The organism is Neoluteolibacter marinus (genome assembly GCF_014904755.1).
Taxonomy (GTDB): domain Bacteria; phylum Verrucomicrobiota; class Verrucomicrobiia; order Verrucomicrobiales; family Akkermansiaceae; genus Haloferula; species Haloferula marina.
In genome coordinates this window covers 31,403-50,154 of the sequence record NZ_JACZFQ010000006.1, presented here as the reverse complement: position 1 = coordinate 50,154, position 18,752 = coordinate 31,403, and the positions used below count along the sequence as shown (strand labels likewise).

Annotated in this window: 15 protein-coding genes; 1 reads left to right on the top strand and 14 read right to left on the bottom strand. The window is 63.9% G+C overall.

The genetic code is table 11. From position 1 onward, the window contains the following. Nucleotides 1–64: 64 nt before the first annotated feature. Nucleotides 65–1,006 carry a SphA family protein gene (locus tag IG178_RS01395; RefSeq protein WP_193210702.1) on the bottom strand — a complete coding sequence of 314 codons (942 nt, stop codon included), beginning with the start codon at nucleotides 1,004–1,006 and terminating at the stop codon, nucleotides 65–67. On the opposite strand from IG178_RS01395, the gene IG178_RS01390 reads away from it, so the two are divergent. After that, a complete protein-coding gene (locus IG178_RS01390; protein ID WP_193210701.1) occupies nucleotides 1,005–1,652 on the top strand; it encodes a DUF1214 domain-containing protein in 648 nt (215 codons plus the stop codon). The two genes, IG178_RS01395 and IG178_RS01390, sit on opposite strands and share 2 nt — an antisense overlap. A gap of 130 nt (nucleotides 1,653–1,782) precedes the next feature. Here the strand turns inward: IG178_RS01390 and IG178_RS01385 are convergent, their stop codons facing one another. The 13 genes from IG178_RS01385 to IG178_RS01325 form a co-directional block, all read right to left on the bottom strand. After that, on the bottom strand, nucleotides 1,783–2,361 hold the full coding sequence (locus IG178_RS01385; RefSeq protein WP_193210700.1) for a lipid-binding SYLF domain-containing protein: 579 nt from the start codon (nucleotides 2,359–2,361) through the stop codon (nucleotides 1,783–1,785). Nucleotides 2,362–2,544: 183 nt separating this feature from the next. Then, nucleotides 2,545–5,676 (bottom strand): efflux RND transporter permease subunit, encoded by a 3,132-nt coding sequence (locus IG178_RS01380; protein WP_193210699.1) that lies wholly within the window; start codon nucleotides 5,674–5,676, stop codon nucleotides 2,545–2,547. Between the two features lie 17 nt (nucleotides 5,677–5,693). Continuing rightward, complete coding sequence (locus IG178_RS01375; RefSeq protein WP_193210698.1) at nucleotides 5,694–6,932, bottom strand: efflux RND transporter periplasmic adaptor subunit; 1,239 nt, start codon at nucleotides 6,930–6,932, stop codon at nucleotides 5,694–5,696. Between the two features lie 25 nt (nucleotides 6,933–6,957). Further along, nucleotides 6,958–7,941 (bottom strand): HAD family hydrolase, encoded by a 984-nt coding sequence (locus IG178_RS01370; RefSeq protein WP_193210697.1) that lies wholly within the window; start codon nucleotides 7,939–7,941, stop codon nucleotides 6,958–6,960. Between the two features lie 44 nt (nucleotides 7,942–7,985). After that, nucleotides 7,986–9,011 (bottom strand): HupE/UreJ family protein, encoded by a 1,026-nt coding sequence (locus IG178_RS25275; RefSeq protein WP_343225906.1) that lies wholly within the window; start codon nucleotides 9,009–9,011, stop codon nucleotides 7,986–7,988. A gap of 143 nt (nucleotides 9,012–9,154) precedes the next feature. Then, on the bottom strand, nucleotides 9,155–9,991 hold the full coding sequence (locus IG178_RS01360; RefSeq protein ID WP_193210695.1) for a peptidylprolyl isomerase: 837 nt from the start codon (nucleotides 9,989–9,991) through the stop codon (nucleotides 9,155–9,157). Nucleotides 9,992–10,011: 20 nt separating this feature from the next. Next, on the bottom strand, nucleotides 10,012–11,205 hold the full coding sequence (locus IG178_RS01355) for a hypothetical protein (protein WP_193210694.1): 1,194 nt from the start codon (nucleotides 11,203–11,205) through the stop codon (nucleotides 10,012–10,014). 32 nt (nucleotides 11,206–11,237) lie between these two features. Beyond that, complete coding sequence (locus IG178_RS01350) at nucleotides 11,238–12,248, bottom strand: HupE/UreJ family protein (RefSeq protein ID WP_193210693.1); 1,011 nt, start codon at nucleotides 12,246–12,248, stop codon at nucleotides 11,238–11,240. After that, entirely contained in the window at nucleotides 12,245–13,123 is an 879-nt protein-coding gene (locus tag IG178_RS01345; RefSeq protein WP_193210692.1) for a peptidyl-prolyl cis-trans isomerase, read from the bottom strand. The genes IG178_RS01350 and IG178_RS01345 overlap by 4 nt, the downstream gene beginning before the upstream one ends. Nucleotides 13,124–13,127: 4 nt before the next feature. Then, nucleotides 13,128–14,975 (bottom strand): DUF3604 domain-containing protein, encoded by a 1,848-nt coding sequence (locus IG178_RS01340; RefSeq protein ID WP_193210691.1) that lies wholly within the window; start codon nucleotides 14,973–14,975, stop codon nucleotides 13,128–13,130. Nucleotides 14,976–15,028: 53 nt separating this feature from the next. After that, on the bottom strand, nucleotides 15,029–15,625 hold the full coding sequence (locus tag IG178_RS01335) for an HdeD family acid-resistance protein (protein ID WP_193210690.1): 597 nt from the start codon (nucleotides 15,623–15,625) through the stop codon (nucleotides 15,029–15,031). A gap of 63 nt (nucleotides 15,626–15,688) precedes the next feature. Beyond that, a complete protein-coding gene (locus IG178_RS01330; RefSeq protein ID WP_193210689.1) occupies nucleotides 15,689–17,593 on the bottom strand; it encodes a DUF3604 domain-containing protein in 1,905 nt (634 codons plus the stop codon). A gap of 111 nt (nucleotides 17,594–17,704) precedes the next feature. After that, complete coding sequence (locus IG178_RS01325; RefSeq protein WP_193210688.1) at nucleotides 17,705–18,676, bottom strand: HAD family hydrolase; 972 nt, start codon at nucleotides 18,674–18,676, stop codon at nucleotides 17,705–17,707. Nucleotides 18,677–18,752 lie beyond the last annotated feature (76 nt).

The window sequence follows — 18,752 nt, the reverse complement described above, 5'->3', positions numbered from 1 at the left end:
AGACCTCCCGGCTTCAACCAATCCGCGGGCCGCGATTCAGTGCCGCAGCCCGCAGCGGTCCGCCTTAAAACTGGTAAACGGCTTTCAGCCAGACGTAGTCGCCTTCCAGCCGCTTGCGGGTGGAAAGCTCGGGAAGCCAACGGAGCTCCGTGACGAACGAGTTCTCGCCAACCGGCAAGATGTAGGTCAGAACCGGACCGACGCCGACCGTCTGGCCTTCGAAGTCGCCCAGGGTCGCCCCGCTGCCGCTGTCCCCGGTGATCTGGTCGTAGTAGAAGGCGTTGAAGCCCAAGCCGAGAAAGCCGGGCCCCACCGGAAGCAACTGTTGGGCGCTGAGCTCGGTATGCCAGACCGTGCCGCTCTTGTAGTTGGTGTCGTGGTTCTCGGTATTGATCGAGAAGCCGGTATGGAGGGCGGCGTTGAAGCCGGTCTTGGCGTTGTTGTAGGAAACCCCGACCGTGGGGTCGAAGGTCCACTGGTTGCGACCCGGGTTCGCGAGGCGCCCGCGCTCATAGTCGCCGGTGGGCGCATAGATCGGCAACAGCGCGTTGTACTGCCAGTCACCGCATTTGTAGCCGAGCATGAAGGGCAGCAAGGTGATGTCGCCGATCCCGTCCTCGCTGTCGCTGCGCAAAGCCGGCCCCAGCGGGGTGGTGACGGTGGCATCGACGTCCATCCACACATAGGGAACAAAGGCCCCGACGCTGAACCAGGCATTGCCGGTCGACTCGAACGTGTGGAATCCCCCGAGCAGGAACGCATCGCTCGTCGCGCTCAGGTTGGCTGCGATCAACCCGCCGAAGGGCAGCTGGCGCGCGGCACCTGCGTCACCCTCGTAGTGGAGGAACACCGATTCGATCACCCAACCCGCCTTGGTCGGAGGGAGATCGATCAAGGTGGCAATCGAACCCGGCACGTAGTGGCCGGCGCCCCCTTCCTCGGCTTTGAGATGAGGAGACATCGATGCCAGAAGCACGCTGGAGATAACAAGTGGTGTGGATTTCATGGTTGCGGATTGTTGGAGAGAGCGTTTTCAACCGAATCATTGCCTGTACCGCTTCGAATGCCCCGGTCGATGGCCGAGCGATTCCGGAAGGAAGGATCTGTCAGCCAATGATCCAACTCCGTTCGGTCGGCGCGGGCTCCGGACATGGGCGGTTCCAGTGGCATTCCGGGAAATGATCCAAGCCCGGCAACTTCAGCCGGGCAATCACTCGCCTTCTACCATTTCAGTGTCGGGAGGCAATCAGATTTCAGGTCGGCCACCGGGCCAATCTGCAGCATATCTCGGCAGAAGCTCGGGACACCCAGCGCCAGGTTGGAACATTCCCAGCTTCCCAAAACAAGCGACACTGCCGCCAAATGTTCCGGCGACAGATCCCTGTTCCTTCACGCTCTACGACAACCCGACGCGTTCGATGCGGCAAACCGACAAGCTCTTCCCGGGTGTCGACAATCTGGACGAGGTGAGGGCCAACGCCGACGGGTCGTTTGACATCGATTTCGCGCCCAGGCCGCCGGCCGGCATGGAAAGCAATTGGATCCAGATTGTTCCAGGGAAGGGCCGGAATACGATTCTCCGCCTCTATGGTCCGCTCGAGTCCTTCTACGACAAAAGCTGGATGCCGGGAGATCCCGAGGTGATCGAGTGAAACCATCCCGTGCCACGAAACGTCGCGGCACGGGATCGATTCGGGAGCGCATCCAGATCGGTTCCCGACGGTGCGCCCGGCTGCCCCGACGCGGAGCAAAGGGGATCCGGACAACGCGCTGTTCGCGGGATCAGGGACCGGGATAGATGCGGGTGATCTTTGAGGTCTGGAGGCTGACCCCGCCCATCAAACCGCGCTGGTCGAAGAACATCGCCACGGTTCCCTTGTCCATGGTGGCCGTGCTGATATTGCCGGCCGTTCCCTTGTCGAGCACGGTCAGGTTGGGGGCCGACCCCAGCTCCCAGCCTTTTGAGCTCTTCAGGTTCTGGATGGCGTCATCGTCCATCAAGAACAAGGCGTAGCCGAACTTCTGCACGCCTGCCTCGAACCCGTAGGAAGCCGCAAAGCTCTGATAGTAGCTGTCGACCTTACCGTCGCCCGTGAACAGGGTTCCATTGCCCCCCTGCCCGCTGATGACAAAACCACCGCGGAGTATCTCGGGAAAAACGAGGACGGCCTTGGCATTCCGGCCGAGGGACTTGGCTCTCGAATCGGAAGCATAGAGCGATTTGAGTGCGGTCCGCGACCGGCTGCTGATATCGGCGGCACTGGCTTGAGCCGCATTGGTCGTGGCGACCGGCCCGCTTGCGCAGCCGGGAACAAGCGCCGTGGCAACTGCCATGGCGAGAGCAATGATGTTCAATTTCATGGTTTGGATTCCGGTTGGGTGGTTTCGCGGGTGAAGAAGGAGGCGCGGAAACGGATCGGCGGAGAGACCGGGTTCGATGGAAAGCAAACGCCGCGAAAGCCGGGCGTGCTCCGGTCAGGAGGGAGAGGTAACCCGGCAGCGTCGCACGGGATCGGGAGAATGGAAAAAGAATATTCAGGAAGGTCATCCGCCCTTCTCGCCGGCCCCGTGGAGCCTTTCCCGCAGGCCCTGGACGAGACGGAAGAGGACGGGCACGAAGAGCGTGCCGAGAAACGCGAAAACGAGGGTGCCGGAGAAGATCGCGATCCCCAGCGAGCGCCGGCCCGCGGCGCCGGCACCGGTGGCGATGACCAGGGGAAAAACACCGACGATGAAGGCGACGACGGTCATCATGACCGGGCGGAAGCGCAGCTGGGCGGCCTTCAGAGTTGCATCCGTAAGAGACAGCCCGTCTTCCTCGCGCAGCTTCTTGGCGAACTCGACGACGAGGATGGCGGTCTTCGCCGCCAGTCCAAGCAACAGCACCAATGCAATCTGGCCGTAAAGGCTGAGCGGTTCGCCCGTCAGGAACAAGCCGAGCGTGGCGCCGAGGACGATAAAGGGCACCGACATCAGCACCGCCACCGGGGTCAGGAAGGATTCGTAGAGTGCCGCGAGGAAAAGATAGGTGAAGACCAGGGCGAGGCCGAGCGCGATTGGCGCCAGGTTGCCGGACTTCTTTTCCTCATAGCTGGAATCGGTCCATTCGAACTTGTAGCCGGGCGGCAACTCGTGGATGGCCTCTTCCATGACCGCCATCACCTCGCCGGTGCTCGATCCGGGCTTCGGCACGGCGCTGATACTAGCGGAGTCGTAGGTATTGTAGCGTTGCAACTGCTCGGGACCGCGGCCGTGCTTGAGGGTGATAAAGGCGCTCAGCGGCACTTCCTCACCCATGGCATTGGTGGCGTGCAACCTGCCGAGGGCCTGCTCGTCCTGGCGGAAAGGTGCGTCGGCCTGGAGCATGACCCGGAAGGTCTGGCCGAAGAGGTTGAAGTCATTGACGTAAAGCCCGCCGAGCTGGGTCTGGAGGTTGAGGAAGACGTCCGACAGCGAGACCCCGAGGGTCTTGGCCTTGACCCGGTCGATCTCCAGTTCGATCTGCGGTGTGCCCGGGTTGAAGGTGCTGAAGGCGCGCGCCACCGTGGGCGAGGCATTCGTCTGCTGGAGCATTGTCTGCAGCGCCGCGAAGAGGTCGTCCGGTCCTCGTGCCTGGGTGTCCTGGAGGACGAAGGAAGCGCCGGCGACCGCCCCCATCCCGGGCATGGCAGGGGCGCCGAAGATCAGCGCGTTGAATTCCGGCATCTCCGCGAAGCGCGCCGTGTAGCGCGCGATCACCGCGTCCTGATGCTCTGCGGGATCCTTGCGTTCGTCCCACGGTTTGAGCACCGCGATGATCGTGCCGCTGTTCGGGAACAAGCCGCCCTGCAGCGCGCTGACGCCATTGATCGTCAGCACGTCGGTGAAGACAGGATCGTCCTTCATGAGATCGCCGACCTGATCGAGCACCTTCTCGGTGCGGTTCATGGACGAACCGGGCGGCAGCGAAACACTGACGATGAAGAAGCCCTTGTCTTCCGCGGGGATGAAACTCTGTGGCAGCCTCGGGATCAACCAAACCAGCAGCGCAACGAAGCCAACGATGCACAGCAGGCCGACGGCCAGGCGCCGGGAAAGCAGGCCGACCAGCGCGGTGTAAGCACCGGTAATCCGCCCGAACACGGCATTGAAGGCGCGGATCAAGGGGTTCGGTTTGTGGCCCTCCGTGGGTGGCTTGAGGATCAGCGAGGACAGCGCCGGGCTGAGCGTCATCGCGTTGATCATCGAGATCAACACGGCGACCACCAGGGTGATGCCGAATTGACCGAACAAGCGCCCGGTCATCCCTGGCAGCAGCGTGGTCGGGATGAAGACCGCGGCAAGCACCAGGGTCGCACCGACAATGGGACCGGTCACCTCTTTCATCGCCACCCGCGTGGCCTCCTTCGCGGTCATCCCCGGATTCTCGTGAAGGATTCGCTCGACGTTCTCGACCACGATGATGGCGTCGTCGACCACGATGCCGATGGCCAGGATCAAGGCGAAAAGGGTGACCGTGTTGACGGTCATTCCGGCAAAGTAGAGCACCGCCAGGGTGCCGATGATGGAAACCGGAACGGCGATGGTGGGAACCAGGGTCGCGCGCAGGTTGCCGAGGAAGAGGTAAGTCACGAAGATCACCAGGACGACGGTGAAGATCAACGTCAGGACGGTCTCGTGCAGGGATGCCTCGATGAAACGGGTGGTGTCGTGGCAGACCGAGTATTCGAGTCCTTCCGGAAAGTAGGCGGACAGTTCCTCCATCTTTTCCCGGATTCCCTCGGCGACGGCCAGGGCGTTGGCTTCGGGCAGCTTGTTGACGCCAATCAGGCAGGCCGGGGCGTTGTCGAGTTCGCCGTAGCCCTTGTAGGTCGCGGCACCCAGTTCGATGCGGCCGACGTCGCGGATGCGGGTCACCGATCCATCCTCGTCGGCATGCAGGATGACATTGCCGAATTCCGCCTCGGTCCCGAGCCGGCCCTTTGCGGTCAACACGTACTGGGTCACCGTGTTCTCGCCGGTCGGCGGGGCACCGAGCTGGCCGACGGCCGCCTGCACGTTCTGCTCGTTGAGCGCGGCGATGACCTGGGCGGTGCTGATGTTGCGGTTGCTCATCGCCACCGGGTCGAGCCAGATCCGCATGCTGTAATCGAGGGCGCCGAGCACCGACACATCGCCCGCACCGGGCACCCGGGCCAGTTCGCTGACCACCGAGATGGCACCGTAGTTCGAAAGGAAAATCGAGTCGTAGCGCTGGTCGGGCGAGGAGAGACCAACGACCATCAGCATGTCGGGCGAGCGCTTCTTCACCGACACGCCGCGGCTGCGAACGTCCGCCGGCAGCGAGGTCTGGGCAAGGTTGACCCGGTTCTGGACATCGACCTGGGCCATGTCGGGATCGATCCCGATCTCGAAGGTCACCACCAGGGCATAGCTGCCGTCGCTGCCGGCCTTCGAGGTCATGTAGGTCATGCCCTCGGCACCGTTGACCTGCTGCTCGATGGGCGAGGCGACGGTGTCCTTGATCGTCTGGGCATCGGCGCCGGGGTAGGCCGCGCGCACCACGATCTTGGTGGGAGCCAACTGCGGGAACTGGTCGACCGGCATCACGACCAATGCCAGCAGCCCGATCAGCGTGATGACGATCGAGATGACAAAGGCGAAGCGCGGCCGGTCGATGAAGAAGTTCGGGCTCATGCCGGGATCCGCCGCGGTTACTTGGTTTCTTCCGCCTCTCCGGACGCCCCGGCGCCTTCCGTCGCCGGCTCCCCTGTCGCCTTCTTGACCGCTTCGGAAAGTCCGCCGCCCTGATCCCGGGCAGGATCGCCGACAGGCGCCTCGACGACGGTGACCTTGGAGCCGGCCTTGACCTTGAGAACCCCCTCCACCACCACGCGCTCACCTCCCGCGAGACCGCTGCGCACCGCCTGGTCCTTGCCCTCCTTGACTCCGAGTTCGAGATCCTTGCGCGCCACCGTTCCGTCGTCCCCGACGACAAAGACGAAGTCGCCGACCTGGTCGCGGAGCACCGCCTTTTGCGGGATCATGATGCGATCGATCGGCTTCTGCACCCGGCCCAGGATGGTGACGTTGTAGCCGGGAACCAGAACCCCGTCGGGATTCTCGAACTTCGACCAACCCTGGATGGTTCCGCTCGACGAGGCCCCGGTGGGGTCCCAGTTCACGAACTGGCCCTTGTGGGGAAACTCGGCACCGGTCGGCAGGATGACCACCAGCTCGAGGTCGGGAGTCGCGAGGCCGCGATGTTCCAGTTCGGAGCGCACCGAGTAAAATGCCTCGGCCTCCTTCTGGTCGACTTCGGCCACCACGTAGACCGGGTCGGTCTGGACGATGGTGATCAGCGGCTCGGCGGCGGAAGGACTGGCAAGGTCACCGGGCGAAACATTGGCGGCACTGACACGGCCGTCGAAGGGAGCGGTGATGGTGGTATCCTTGAGATCGATCGCCGCCTTTTCGACGGCCGCCTCGGCGGCGAGCACCGCGGCCTTGGCACTGCGGGAGATCGCCTGAACCTGATCGAACTGGGCGGCGGCCACCGCACCGGTCTGGCGGGCCTTCTCCATCCGGCCGAGGTCGGATTCCGCGCGCTCGCTGGTTGAGCGGGCCTGCTCGAGTGCGGCCTCGGCGGACTTGAGCGCGGCCTGATAGCGGCCGCGCTCAAGTTCAAAAAGCACCTCACCCTCGCGCACCGCCACCCCGGGTGCGACCGCGCAGGAGACGACCGTGGCGGAGACCTCGGGGCGCAGGTCGGCTTCGGAGAAAGCCACCACCTTGGCCGGGAAGCTGAAGCCCGGGCGCAGGGTCCGCATCTCCGCCTTCGCGACCACCACCGCCGGCGCCTTCTGCCCGGCCGGGGCGGCAGCCCGTTTGTCCTCCGGCTGGCAGGCGGCGATCGCCAGCAGCAGGACGCAGGTTGAGGGTCGAGGGTTCATGGAGAGCAGGGAATGACAGGAGGCTTCAGGGCTTCCCGGGAAACACGGTCTTCCAGTCCTTGGCCATGTCGACGAGCGTCCAGCCGTGTTCCTTGGCGGCGACCAGGCCGGTGACCAGCTGACCGCTGGCGATCGGTTTGGCGTCGTAAGCGTATTCGCGCTCGGCGTCGGTGTGGTGGACGATCAGGCCCAAGCTCGGCCGCGGGTTGCCGATGGTGGTGTATTCGAGCATCGCCTGGTCGCCGTCGCTGTTGCCGAAGCAGGCGATCGGGCGGCGGCCGATGAAGCGGTGGATGGCCTCCGGCTTGCCGGCCTTGTCGTCGATGAAGAGGTTGTCCATACCCTTCATGATCACCGGTTTGCCGTCGACCATCTCGAACTTCGCCGAGCTGTAGGTGCCGATGACCTGCTCGGGCACGATGCCGTAGGTCTTCTCGGAAAACACCCGCATGAAGTCCTGGCCGCCGCCGGAGACGATGTAGGTCTTGAAACCGTGGTCGCGCAGGTAGCTGAGCACCTCGAGCATCGGCTGATAGATGGTCTCGTTGTAGGCCATGCCGAACTTCGGATGCTTGGCGCTCGCCAGCCAGTTTGTGACCCCTTCGGAGAACTGCTCGGGCGTGCGGTCGGCGTGGGCCTTGGCGAGGAGGTCGATCAGTCCCTTGTGATGATTGTCCATCAGCGCGCCGAGGTCCTTTTTCGCCAGCGCCTGGATGGCGGGCTCGTCCTTCCACTCCGGGTGCTCCGGCATCAGCCGTTCGATCTCGGCGAAGGCGTAGTAGGCCTGCGGCGGGAGCGGCGTCTCACACCACAGCGTGCCGTCGTTGTCGAAGACCGCGATGCGCTCGGCGACTGGAACGAAGTCCTTGTTGGAGCTGTCGGAGACCTTTTCGACGAAGTCGATGACGGACTGCTTGGCCGGTCCCGCGTTCCACGAGGGGAGCGGGTCGGCAGATGATGGCGAGGCTGCTGCAAGGATGACAGCGAACGATGCGGCGAGTGATTTCATGGCAGGATCGAGGTTTCAGGAACAAGAAAGGCTTGTGGCAATTGCTAGAGGGAGAAGAGGTGTCCAAGGGTGAAGTCCCAGCTTCGCTCGATGACCCAAAACATGGCCAGCGAGCCGATCGCGTAGGGCGGAATGAGCTTCGTCCAACCGGGCAGGCGGACCGGCAGGCGCTTGGTGCCGGCGGCGAGCAGCAGGACCGCGGCGACAAACAGGAGTTGACCCGCCTCGACGCCGACGTTGAACAGAAGCAGCGCGAGCGGCACCGATTTCTGCGGCAACCCGATGTCGCTCAGCGCCCCGGCGAAACCGAAGCCGTGCAGCAGGCCGAAGCCGAAGGCAACGACCCACGGCCAGCGGGCGGTGGCGGGATGGTCGCCGCGGCGCTTGCGGAGGATTTCCAAGGCCACCAGCACGATGCTCAGCGCGATGACCGCCTCGACCGGCGGCCCCGGCAGCGAGACGTAGCCGAGCGAGGCGAGGGCGAGCGTGATGCTGTGGGCGAGGGTGAAGGCGGTGATGGTGCCGACGAGTTTCCGGCGGCTGTCGATGATCAGCAGCAGCGCGAGCACGAAGAGCAGGTGATCGATGCCGAGCAGGATGTGCTCGACGCCGAGCACGAAGTAGGTCCACGCGACCGCGCCGGGTCCCGGGGCGGCCGTGATCACGGTGGCGGGGTTGTCGGCCTGGAGGCGGGTCACGAACTCGGTGCCGTCGGCGTAGGCGACGCGGACCAGGGCGTCGGTGAAGGTCTGGGCGAGGCCGTCGATGTGGACCCGGGTTCCGGCGATGCCGTCGGGACACTCCATTTTCCAACGACGGACGTGGGCGTTGTCGACGAAGGCGTCGACCGGATCGCCGGTCACCGTCGTGTTGCCTTCGAAGCGCGGATCGAGGGCGAGCCGCTGGTTGTCGCCGCGGGCGGGAACTTTCCAGAGGACGTCGTAGGTGCCGGCCTCGAGCTCGATGACCTGCAAGTACGACGGGCGTAGTTCGTGGGCGGAGGAGACCCCGAGGAGGAAGAGGGCCGCGAGGCTTTGGAGTGCGGTGGCGAGCCACCGCTTTCGAGTCACTTGGACAGCATGAAATTCAGTTGAGGATCCGCGATCACGTGAGGTCGTCTTTCCTCCCCGTCTCAAGGCGGCGACGCCCCACCCGAAAGCGGTGTCGCCGCTCGAAGACTCGCTCTGCCACCGCACTCCAAAGTTCAACGGGTTCATCCTTTCGGGGTGTTGGTGGCGGGCCATTCGACGGTGACCTCGTATTTTTTCAGCAGCTCGCTCTGAAAGCGGTCGCGGAAGGCCTCGCGCTGTTCGTGTTCCCACTCGCGCAGGACCACGGGCCGGATCTCGCCGAGCGGCGGGAGCTCGGCGTCGGTGCGGTCGTCGACGCGGACGAAATGGATGCCGAAGCCCGAACGGATCGGCTCGCTCCATTTCCCGACCTCGAGCCCGGCGAGCGCGCCCGCGAACTCCTCGCCGAAGGTGGCGGTGACCCGCTTGGGCGTGGCCCCGCTCATGTCAGGGGGCAGCAAGGTCGGGTGTCCCTCGGGCACCTCGCCCTTCGCGAGCTCAGCCGCCGCATCGGCGATGATCTGGTCCCTTTGGTCGCCGAGCTTGTCGGGATTGAAAAAGATCTGCCGGAAGGTCGTGGCCGGTGGTTTGCGGAAGCGCTCCGGGTTCGCCTCCACAAACTCCGCCAGTTCCTCGTCGCCGGGCGTGCCGGCCGCGAGGTCGTCAGTCAGGAACTCCATCTTCTGCCGCAGGCGGCGGCGGATCAGGGTGTCGTTGTGGTCGAGCCCGGCGGCGGTCGCCTCGCGGTAGTAGATTTCCTCGAGGATAAAATCGTCGACCAGGCCCTGTAGCTCGTCGCGGGTCGGCGGGCGTTGCCAGGTTTTCTGAAAGATGGCGGAGAGCTGCTGGATGCGCCCGGAAGTGACGACCACCTCGGTCTCGCCCGGGGCCTCGGCTTCGGGATCGAAGCGTTGGTAGAGGGCGAAGATCAGCGCTCCGATCAGGACGAAGTGAAGCAGGGGTTCCTTGAGGATTTTCATGACTTGGGCATGGAGATGGGTCAGGCGGCTTGCGCGGCTTTGGAACGTCCGTTGACGGCAAGCAGCAGGGGAACGAGCAGCATTCCGCCCGCGATGACGAAGATGGGGGCCAGGCGGGCGGGTTGCGCGGACGGGCCCGGAGCCGTGGCTTCCGCCGCGGCGCGCAGGTGGCCGCGTATCCGGGCGGTGGCGGCGAGGTCGGGCGTGGTGTCGGTGAGATACCTGGAGAAGGCCGCGGCGTGGTCGAAGCGCTGCCAGCGGGTGAGGTCGTCGGCCAGATCGGGCGCGAGAGCGGGATTCCGCTCCAGAAGGCGGGCATAGGCAGCGACGATCGGATCGAGTAGTTCGGGCGAGCCCTCGTTGCCTTGGGTCATCAAGGCCGCGTGGATCGCGGCCAGTTCCTCCGGTTGGCGCTCCACGTCGTGGAGGTAAAGCTGGCAAATGCGATCGATGCCCTTCAGTCCATCGATTTCGATCAGCGCGGTCGCCCAGGCAGCGGTTTGGAGGCTGAGAGCCCAGCGCGCGTTGCGCTCGAATTTTTCCCGAATCAATTGCCGATCATCCGGGTGGTCGCTCTGGGCAAGCAGCAGGATGTAGAGGGCCTGCCATTCGAGTCGCTGGGTGATGGCCAATTGTTCGAGCACCTTTTCGCGGGGAACCCGGTCGGCATAAGTCGCGATCTGGCGATAGGGGGCCCGTCCGACCTCGAGATGGGCGAGGTCGGCGAGGAGCGGATCGTCGTGACCGAGGTAATCCGCGAAATAGCGGATCCGGGAATCAGGGTCCTTCGTCCAATCCTCGCGACGGGCGAGCATGTCTCGCAGTACCGGGCCGAGAATCTCATCATGGCGCGCGAGCTGACGCCACTCGCCCGGGTCGGAAAACCAAGCGCAGAGAACGCCGCGGTCCGCGCCGAGTTCGAGCCAGCGCTTCGTGGTGGAATCGAGAAACAGGTCGAGCGCAGGTGCCGGATCGCCGACCAACGTTTTCGTGGCCCGGAGGGTGTAGGGTTTCTCCGGGTTCTCGCGGGCAAGCACGAGGTGTCGGGCGGCGAGGACCTTGTCGGCGAGGGACTCGGTGGGGAACGGCAGGCAAATCTGGCAGGCGTGGGATTCCGCGCCGAGCAGCAAGGTCAGGGTCAGGCCCATCAGCAGCCCCGGCGGACGCGCGGGGCGTCGCGGCGGGGAAGACGGATGGTGGCGGGGAAGGTTCACGATTCCATGTGCGGTTGCCGGCAATCTCCAGGCTACGGGTTGAACCACCCGAAGGTGTAGCTCCAACTGCGTTCGATCACCCAGAACATGGCGAGCGAGCCGATCGCGTAGGGCGGGATCGACTTCGTCCATTCGGGCAAGCGGAGTGGCAGGCGCTTGAAGCCGGCGGCGAGCAGGAGCACGGCGGCGATGAAAAGCAGCTGCCCGGCTTCGACCCCGACATTGAAGAACAGCAGGGCGAGCGGGACCGCCTGCTGCGGCAGCCCGATGTCTCCCAGGGCGCCCGCGAAGCCGAAGCCGTGGAGCAGGCCGAAAACGAACGCGACCATCCACGGCCAGCGGGAGGTGGCGGGATTCGCGCCGCGGCGTTTGCGCAGGATATCCACGGCCACCAACGCGATGCTGAGGGCGATGACCGCCTCGACAGGTGGGCCGGGCAGGGAGATGTAACCCAGTGTGGCGAGACCGAGCGTGATGCTGTGGGCGAGCGTGAACGCGGTGATCGTGCCGACGAGTTTCCGGCGTCCGTCGATGATCAGGATGAGGGCGAGAACGAAAAGCAGGTGATCGATGCCGAGCAGGATGTGCTCGATCCCGAGCTTGGTGTAGGTCGCCGCCACGCCCCATTTGGACGGATTCTGCGCAAAGGTGGCCGACGGCGAGGTGGGATGCAGAAGCAGGGTTTGCTTCCGGCCGTCGAGCGCGTTGAGATTGGCGAGGACATCGATGGTGGTGCGCGGAAGGCCGTCGATGGAGAGAGTCGTTCCTGCGAGGGGACGCTCCGCGGTCAAGCGGTAGTGATAGACCACGAAGCCGTCGAGCAGCGCCCCTCCGTCGCCCTCCTCCAGGACGAAGTCGTCCGCGAAGTCCGGTTTGATGTCGGGGACCCGTTCCCCGATCCGCGGGATCTTCCAAAGGACGTCGTAGCTGCCCGGTGAAGTCTCGTCGACCTGCAGGTAGGCGGGACGGATCTCATGCGACCATAGGGTCGTGAGCGCGGTGACCCACACCAGGATGAGGCCGGGCAGGATCCGGCATCTCATGGAGCGACGAAGTTGGATTTGATTTCCGCGGGCACGTCAGCGGCGGTGATATTCACCCGGTACTTCCCGAGCAGTTCCTCGAAGACCCGGTCCTGCGATTCCATCTCGGAGCGATAGTCATACTCCCGGGCGACGTAATCCCGGACGGTCTCGAAGTCCGGTAGCACCGAGTCCTGCCGGGTCGTGATGCGGACGAGGTGCCAGCCGAACCCGGAGCGGATCGGCCCGCTCCATTCGTTGAGGGGAGCCTCTTCGAGCGAGCGGGTGAAATCGCCGCCGAAGGCGTTGTCGAGGTCGTGGACCGAGGTCAGGGGCCAATCGCACTTCAACCCCGCCTTGCTCACCCGGTCGGCCGGGATCCCGCCGCCCTGGCGCAAGGTCCCGAGCGTGGACTGCAGGCGCGCGTCGACGTCCGTTTCGTTGGCGAGGAACAGCACCTGTTGGAACTGATAGGAACGCGGCAGCTTGAAGAAGTCATCGTTGTCATGGAAGAACGCCATCAAGCGCTCGTCGGTGGGGGGCTGGGTCAGCGCGCTGAGGTCGTTGGCGACCGCCTCCATCTTCTGCGACAGGCGCTTCTTGATGATCTCGTCGTTGTGGTCGAGGTTCATCTTCAGGGCCTCGCGGTAGAAGACCTCCTGGCGCAGGTGCCGGTCGAGCAGCGCCTTGATGTCGCCCGGCGAGGGGTCGCGCTTCCACTGGATCTTCCAGAGTTCCTTCAGGTGGTCATACTCCTGCTGGTCGATGACGATCCGATCCTTGTCCTCCACCTCCTCCTCAGGGGCGAGCCGTTCCTTCGTCTGATAGAGCGCGAAGAGAACGGCGCCGATGGCGACGAAGTGGACGAAGGGTTCCTTGAGAAGCCGGGGGATCATAGGCTCACGCTCCTTCATGCCAGATGGGGGATCCCCAGGCACGCTCGACGATCTGCTTCTTCACCTCCTCGGGGAACTTCACGCCTTCGTTGCGGAGTTCGTCCCAGAGATTCCAGCGGGCGGTCGGCAGCTGGAGGACGCGGACATAGTAATAGGCCTCCTCCTTCGGATCGAAGTCGGGGTCGGTCCACACCCCCTTCAGTTCGGGATCGCCCTTCTCGCTGTTGAACTTGCCCGTCTTGAGGTCGATCGGGGCGTTGACCGGTTCGACCGATCCGTCCTCCTTGAGGCGATCGCCCGAGGCGACCACATTGTAGACCTTGTCCTTGAGTTCACCGTTTTCGACCCAGCCCTTGATGATCTGGATGCGGTCGAGGTTGGGGCCGATCGGATCCTTGACGGCCCAGACGAGGACTTGCGGGGCCTTGTCACCCTTGTAGTCGGAGCCCATCGGCACGCCCTTTTCATAGCCGTCCTTCACCAGCGCCTCGTAGGAATCGTATTTCTCCGCGAAGCCCTGGCCGGCGAAGGCGCGGACCTTGATCCGCGGGCCGCTGGTGGCGAAGGTCTCGCGGGCGGCCATCGAGTCCCAGATCGCGCCGCGGGTGTTGGAGGTCGCCCACACGCCGGTGATCGCGCCGGGGTTCAGGTCGGAGACCTTCATCTCCCCGTCCAGGGTGGCCTTCGAGCGGATCGCGGCGGTCTGGTCGGCGAGGCCGTGGCTGCCGACGTTCCAGTTGTCCTCGGCGACGTTGCTGGGCGCGCCGTTGTGGCTGTCGGTGCCGCCGACGAAGCCGTACTTGAAGGGGTTGATACCCATGTCCTGGCGGTACTTCAGGCCGCGGGTGAGGCCGTAGCGGACGAAGTTCTTCTTCATGAACTTGCGGTCGTTGAAGTCCTGGAGCGAGGTGGCGTTCTCGAAGTCGGCGAACTCGTCGTTCGGCCAGAACTGGGGAACCACCTCGGAGTTGCCCTTGATCTGCATCATCTCGATGAGCGGCTCGTTGCTGGAGCGGAGCTCGAGGTATTCCTTGGTGATCGGCTTGCCGGAGAGGGTTTCCTCGCAGAAGAGGAGGCCCTTGGACTCGTTCGAGTTGTGCGGCATGGCGAAAAGCTTTTTGCCATCCGCACGCTGGACCTTCATCCACTCCCAGAGTTTTTCGGGATCGGGGCTTTCGTTCGAGGAGAAGGGCATGTCCGGCACGTTGGTGTCGCGGAACAGCACGTTGCGGTGAAGGTTCCCGCCGCCGGGAGCGGAGGTGTATTCGTAGGCGTGGATGGTGGTGAACTTGCCGGGCTGGTAGTGCTTCTCGGTGGCTTCGAAGTTCTTCTTCCATGTGCTCTTGATCGCCTCGGCCCCTTGGAAGAAGGGCGGGTGGGGATCCTTGCCGCTGGCCAGCGGGGTGAGGACATACTTGCCGTAGAGCATCAGCGCGGTCTCAAGGTCCGTCGCGTCGCGGAACGACTTGGCGATCGGATCGTCGTAGCCGGGCGCACCTTCGTTCATCAGGCTGAAGGCCTCGCCCATGAACTCGGAATGGTCGGTGACCGCGCAGAAATCCAGTGGCACCTTGATCTTGTGCATGCTGCCGTTGACCTTGATCTCCTCGCCCTTGGCGAAGCGGTAGGCGTCGTCCGGCGTGAGCCGGTTGCCGCCGATGAAGGCGTCCATCGAAACGCCGGTGTGGAGGTGGGTCTCGCCGAAATAGGCTTCCTTGAGCGGGTTTTCGGGCACGCCATCCTCAGCGTGACTGGTGATCGGCGCCGCGCAGAGGGCGAGCGCGGTGACCACGAGGCCCGAAGCACGGGTCTTCATGGTCTTCATGGTCTTCATGGTCTTCATGGTCTTCATGGTCTTTATTGAGTTGGGATGATGGCATTGACATAAGGGGTGTTAGAACGGGTTCATGATCCCTCCGCAATCCGGTTCCTGAGCTTGCGGAATTTCATGGCGAGAAACAGGAGCACGATACCTATCAGGATGGCGACGACGCCGAGGACGCGCACGATCAACTCACCGAAGAATATGGGACCCAGAATCAGGAGGATCCCGAAGATTGTCGTCAGAAGACCACTGATCCAACTGCCTTGATCTTCGGATGAACTCTCGTTTCCGCTGAAGGCGCTTTTGATCTCGAGCACTCCGCTGAGGATGACGAAGGGCGCCACGATGAAGAACACCGTCTTGATGGCGGCCGTGGAGACCAGAGCCGGCTGAAGAAAGACAAACAACCCGGCCGCTAACAGAAGGCCACCGCGGATGACGGACCAGAAGCGCGACTCCGCTTGTCCGCTGAACGCCGCAGCGAAGGCAAGAATGCCGTCGATGCTCACGAGCACCGCGATCACTTGGGCGAGGGCGACGAGGGTCAGGTCCGGCTGGAACAGCATGAAGACCCCCGCTGCCAGAATGAGCAGTCCCCGGATCAGGAAACACCACCACACCGCCCCCACGGCGCGGGAGGCTGCCAGACGGATCGGCTGTGGATGTTCGGTGTTCATGGTCGTTTGCCTCTGGGTTCTTGGGGACGTTGCCTCGGGCGACTTCTTCCTGTTAGTTGTTGTTTATGGGTTATACCAAATCGGGCTGGTGTAGGCGCGTTCCTGCAGGGTCATGCGGGTTCCCTCGAGAGGCTTGGAGCCGAGCCGCTTGGCGTCGTAGGCCGTCCACCGGGGCGTCGGGATTTCAAGGACCCGAAGGTAGTAGAACGCCTTCAGTTTCGGATCGAAGTCGGGGTCCTTCCAGACGGTGATCAGCTCGGGTGAGCCGATGGTGTTGGTCCAGGTGGCATTCTCCACGTCGACCGTGCTCCCGACCGCCGGGACTTTTCCATCGGCACCGGGCTGGCGGTCTCCGCTCCAGACCGCGTCGAACACCTTCTCCTGCAGCTCGCCGCTGGCATCCAACCATCCCTTGACCACCTGGATGCGGTCGAGGTTGGCCCCGATGGGATCCTTGAGTGCCGCGACGATGAAGGTGGCGGACTTGCCAGCGGGCGCGGCCGATAGATCTCCCCCCATCGGCACTCCCTTGGCATAGCCTGCGAAGGCGGGGTTGCGGGTATGGGCGTCGGCCTCCTCGAAGTCCCAACCGCCGAAGAAGCGCACGATCATGCGCGAGCCGGTGGTCGCGTAGGTTTCCTTGCGTTGCATGGCATCCCAGATCGAGGCCCGGGTGTTCTCATCGGCCCAGACGGCGGCATAGCCGGAAGCACCGACTTCCCAGTCGTAGATGGTGACCCCGGTCTTCGGGTTGCTCATGAACTTGGCGAGCATGCGCTCGGGGCTCGGTTCCTGGGGAGTGGTCTTGCCGAAGAAGTTCTCCTCCTCCATCGCGGCGAGGCCGGTGTGGGCATCGCTGCTGCCGACCAGGCCGAACTTGTAAGGATTGGTGCCGAGCTCGGTCTGGAGCTTGAGGCCACTCTTGAGGGCCGAGCGGGCGTATTCGCCGGCCAGCATGCCGTTGGTCTTGGCTTCGCTGCCGTCGAGGTTTCCCTTGTCCCAGGTTTCGAAGTCGGCGAACTCGTCGTTGGGCGAGAGGAAGGGATGGGCTTCGCCGTCGCCCTTGGTCTGGGTGACCTCGTAGAGGCGCTCCCATCTCGCGCGTTCCTCGGCGTAGTTGGCATCGAGCTTCTTGCCGAAGGATTCGACCAGGGGGAACATGGTGCCGTTGGAAAGGTTGCCGTTGTGGGCGATGGCGAGCACGCTGCCGCCGGTTTTTTCCTCGTAGGAGGCCATCCATTTCCACAGGTCGCGCGGATTGTTGCTGCCCATGGGCGGGGTGCAGGTGAAGGGGACGACCTGACTCGCCTTGTCGCCGTCGTCGCGGAAGATGACGTTGCGGTGCAGGTTGTTGCCCTTGTCGAGCGAGGTCCATTCATAGCCGATGAAGGCGGTGAAGCGTCCGGGTTCGTTGTAGTGTTCGGCGGCGTCGATGGTTTCCTGCCAGGCGTTCTTGTACGGGAGACTGCCGGGCGCGTACATGAGCTCCTCGGGAAAGGTGCCCTGGGAGAACTGGCCGATGATATCGAGGGCGGCTTCCGCGCCTTTGCCGTCGCGGATCATGTCGTACCACTTGCGGCCCATCGGCTGGGCAAGGATCTCGGGTTTGCCCGCGAAGAGATCGGGGAAGAAGCCCATGTTGTCCGAGTGGTCGGCGACGACCAGGAAGTCCAGGGGACGCGAAAGCTTCGCGGGCTGGCCGCTGGAAGCCGTGACCTGCTCGCCCCGTGCGAAGCGAAGCGCGTCGCGTGGCGTCAGGGTGCAACCGAAGGCGCCGGCATCCATCGAGAAGCCGGTGTGCAGATGGGTGTCGCCAAAGAAGGGACGCGAGGGGAAACTCCTGTCGGCGTAGGGCGAGTAGGGACGCTTCGACTGGGTCCTTTCAAGCGACTCCTTCGAAGGAGCCCCGGCGTCCTGGGAGACTGCTGGAAGAATGGACAGCAGGACGAGATAAGGGAGTGCTTTCATGGCGGTGGTTCGGGGAGAGGTGGAATGGTGGATCGTCCTCGTTCTCGTTGTCGTCCCTCGTCGTCGATATGGCGATCGAGGACGAGAACGAGTACGAGGGACGAGGACGAGTTATTCGGGAAAGACGGTCTTCCAGTCGCTCTTCATGTCGACCACCGTCCAGCCGTGCTCCTTCGCCGCCTCGAGGCCGGTGACGAGTTTGCCGCTGGCGATCGGTTTGGCGTCGTAGGCATACTCCCGTTCGGCATCGGTGTGGTGGACGATCAGGCCCAAGCTCGGCCGCGGGTTGCCGATGGTGGTGTATTCGAGCATCGCCTGGTCGCCGTCGCTGTTGCCGAAGCAGGCGATCGGCTTGCGGCCGATGAAGCGGTGGATGGCCTCGGGTTTGCCGGCCTTGTCGTCGATGAAGAGGTTGTCCATGCCCTTGGTAAGGACCGGCTTGCCATCCTTCATTTCAAAGGTCGCCGAGCTGTAGGTGCCGATGACCTGCTCGGGGATGATGCCGTAGGTCTTGTCAGAGAAGACCCGCATGAAGTCCTGGCCGCCGCCGGAGACGATGTAGGTCTTGAAGCCGTGGTCGCGCAGGTAGCTGAGCACCTCGAGCATTGGCTGATAGATCGTCTGGTTGTAGGCCATGCCGAACTTCGGATGCTTCGCGGTTTCCAGCCAGTTCGTCACCCCTTCGGAAAACTGCTCGGGTGTTCGATCGGCGTGGGATTTCGCGATGATGTCGAGCAGGCCCTTGTAGTGGTCCGCCAGCAAGGGGCCGAAGTCCTTCTTCTGCAGCGCCTGGATCGCGGGGTTGTCCTTCCACTCTGGATTCTCGGGCAGCAGCCGCTCGACCTCGGCGAAGGCGTAGAAGGCCTGGGGCGGGAGCGGGGTTTCGCACCACAGGGTGCCGTCGTTGTCGAACACCGCGATGCGCTCGGCGACCGGCACGAAGTCCTTGCTCGAGCTGTCGGAGACCTTTTCGACGAAGTCGATGACGGACTGCTTGGCCGGTCCCGGGTTCCACGAGGGGAGCGGGTCGGCAGATGCGGTGGCGATGAGTGCCGCAAGGAGTGGGATGAGGTTTCGTTTCATGATTGCTTGATGGATTTGACCCTGGAGACGACCGCGAAGGTCCTCGCCAGGGCGAATGGAGTGGAGTCTCTCCGGT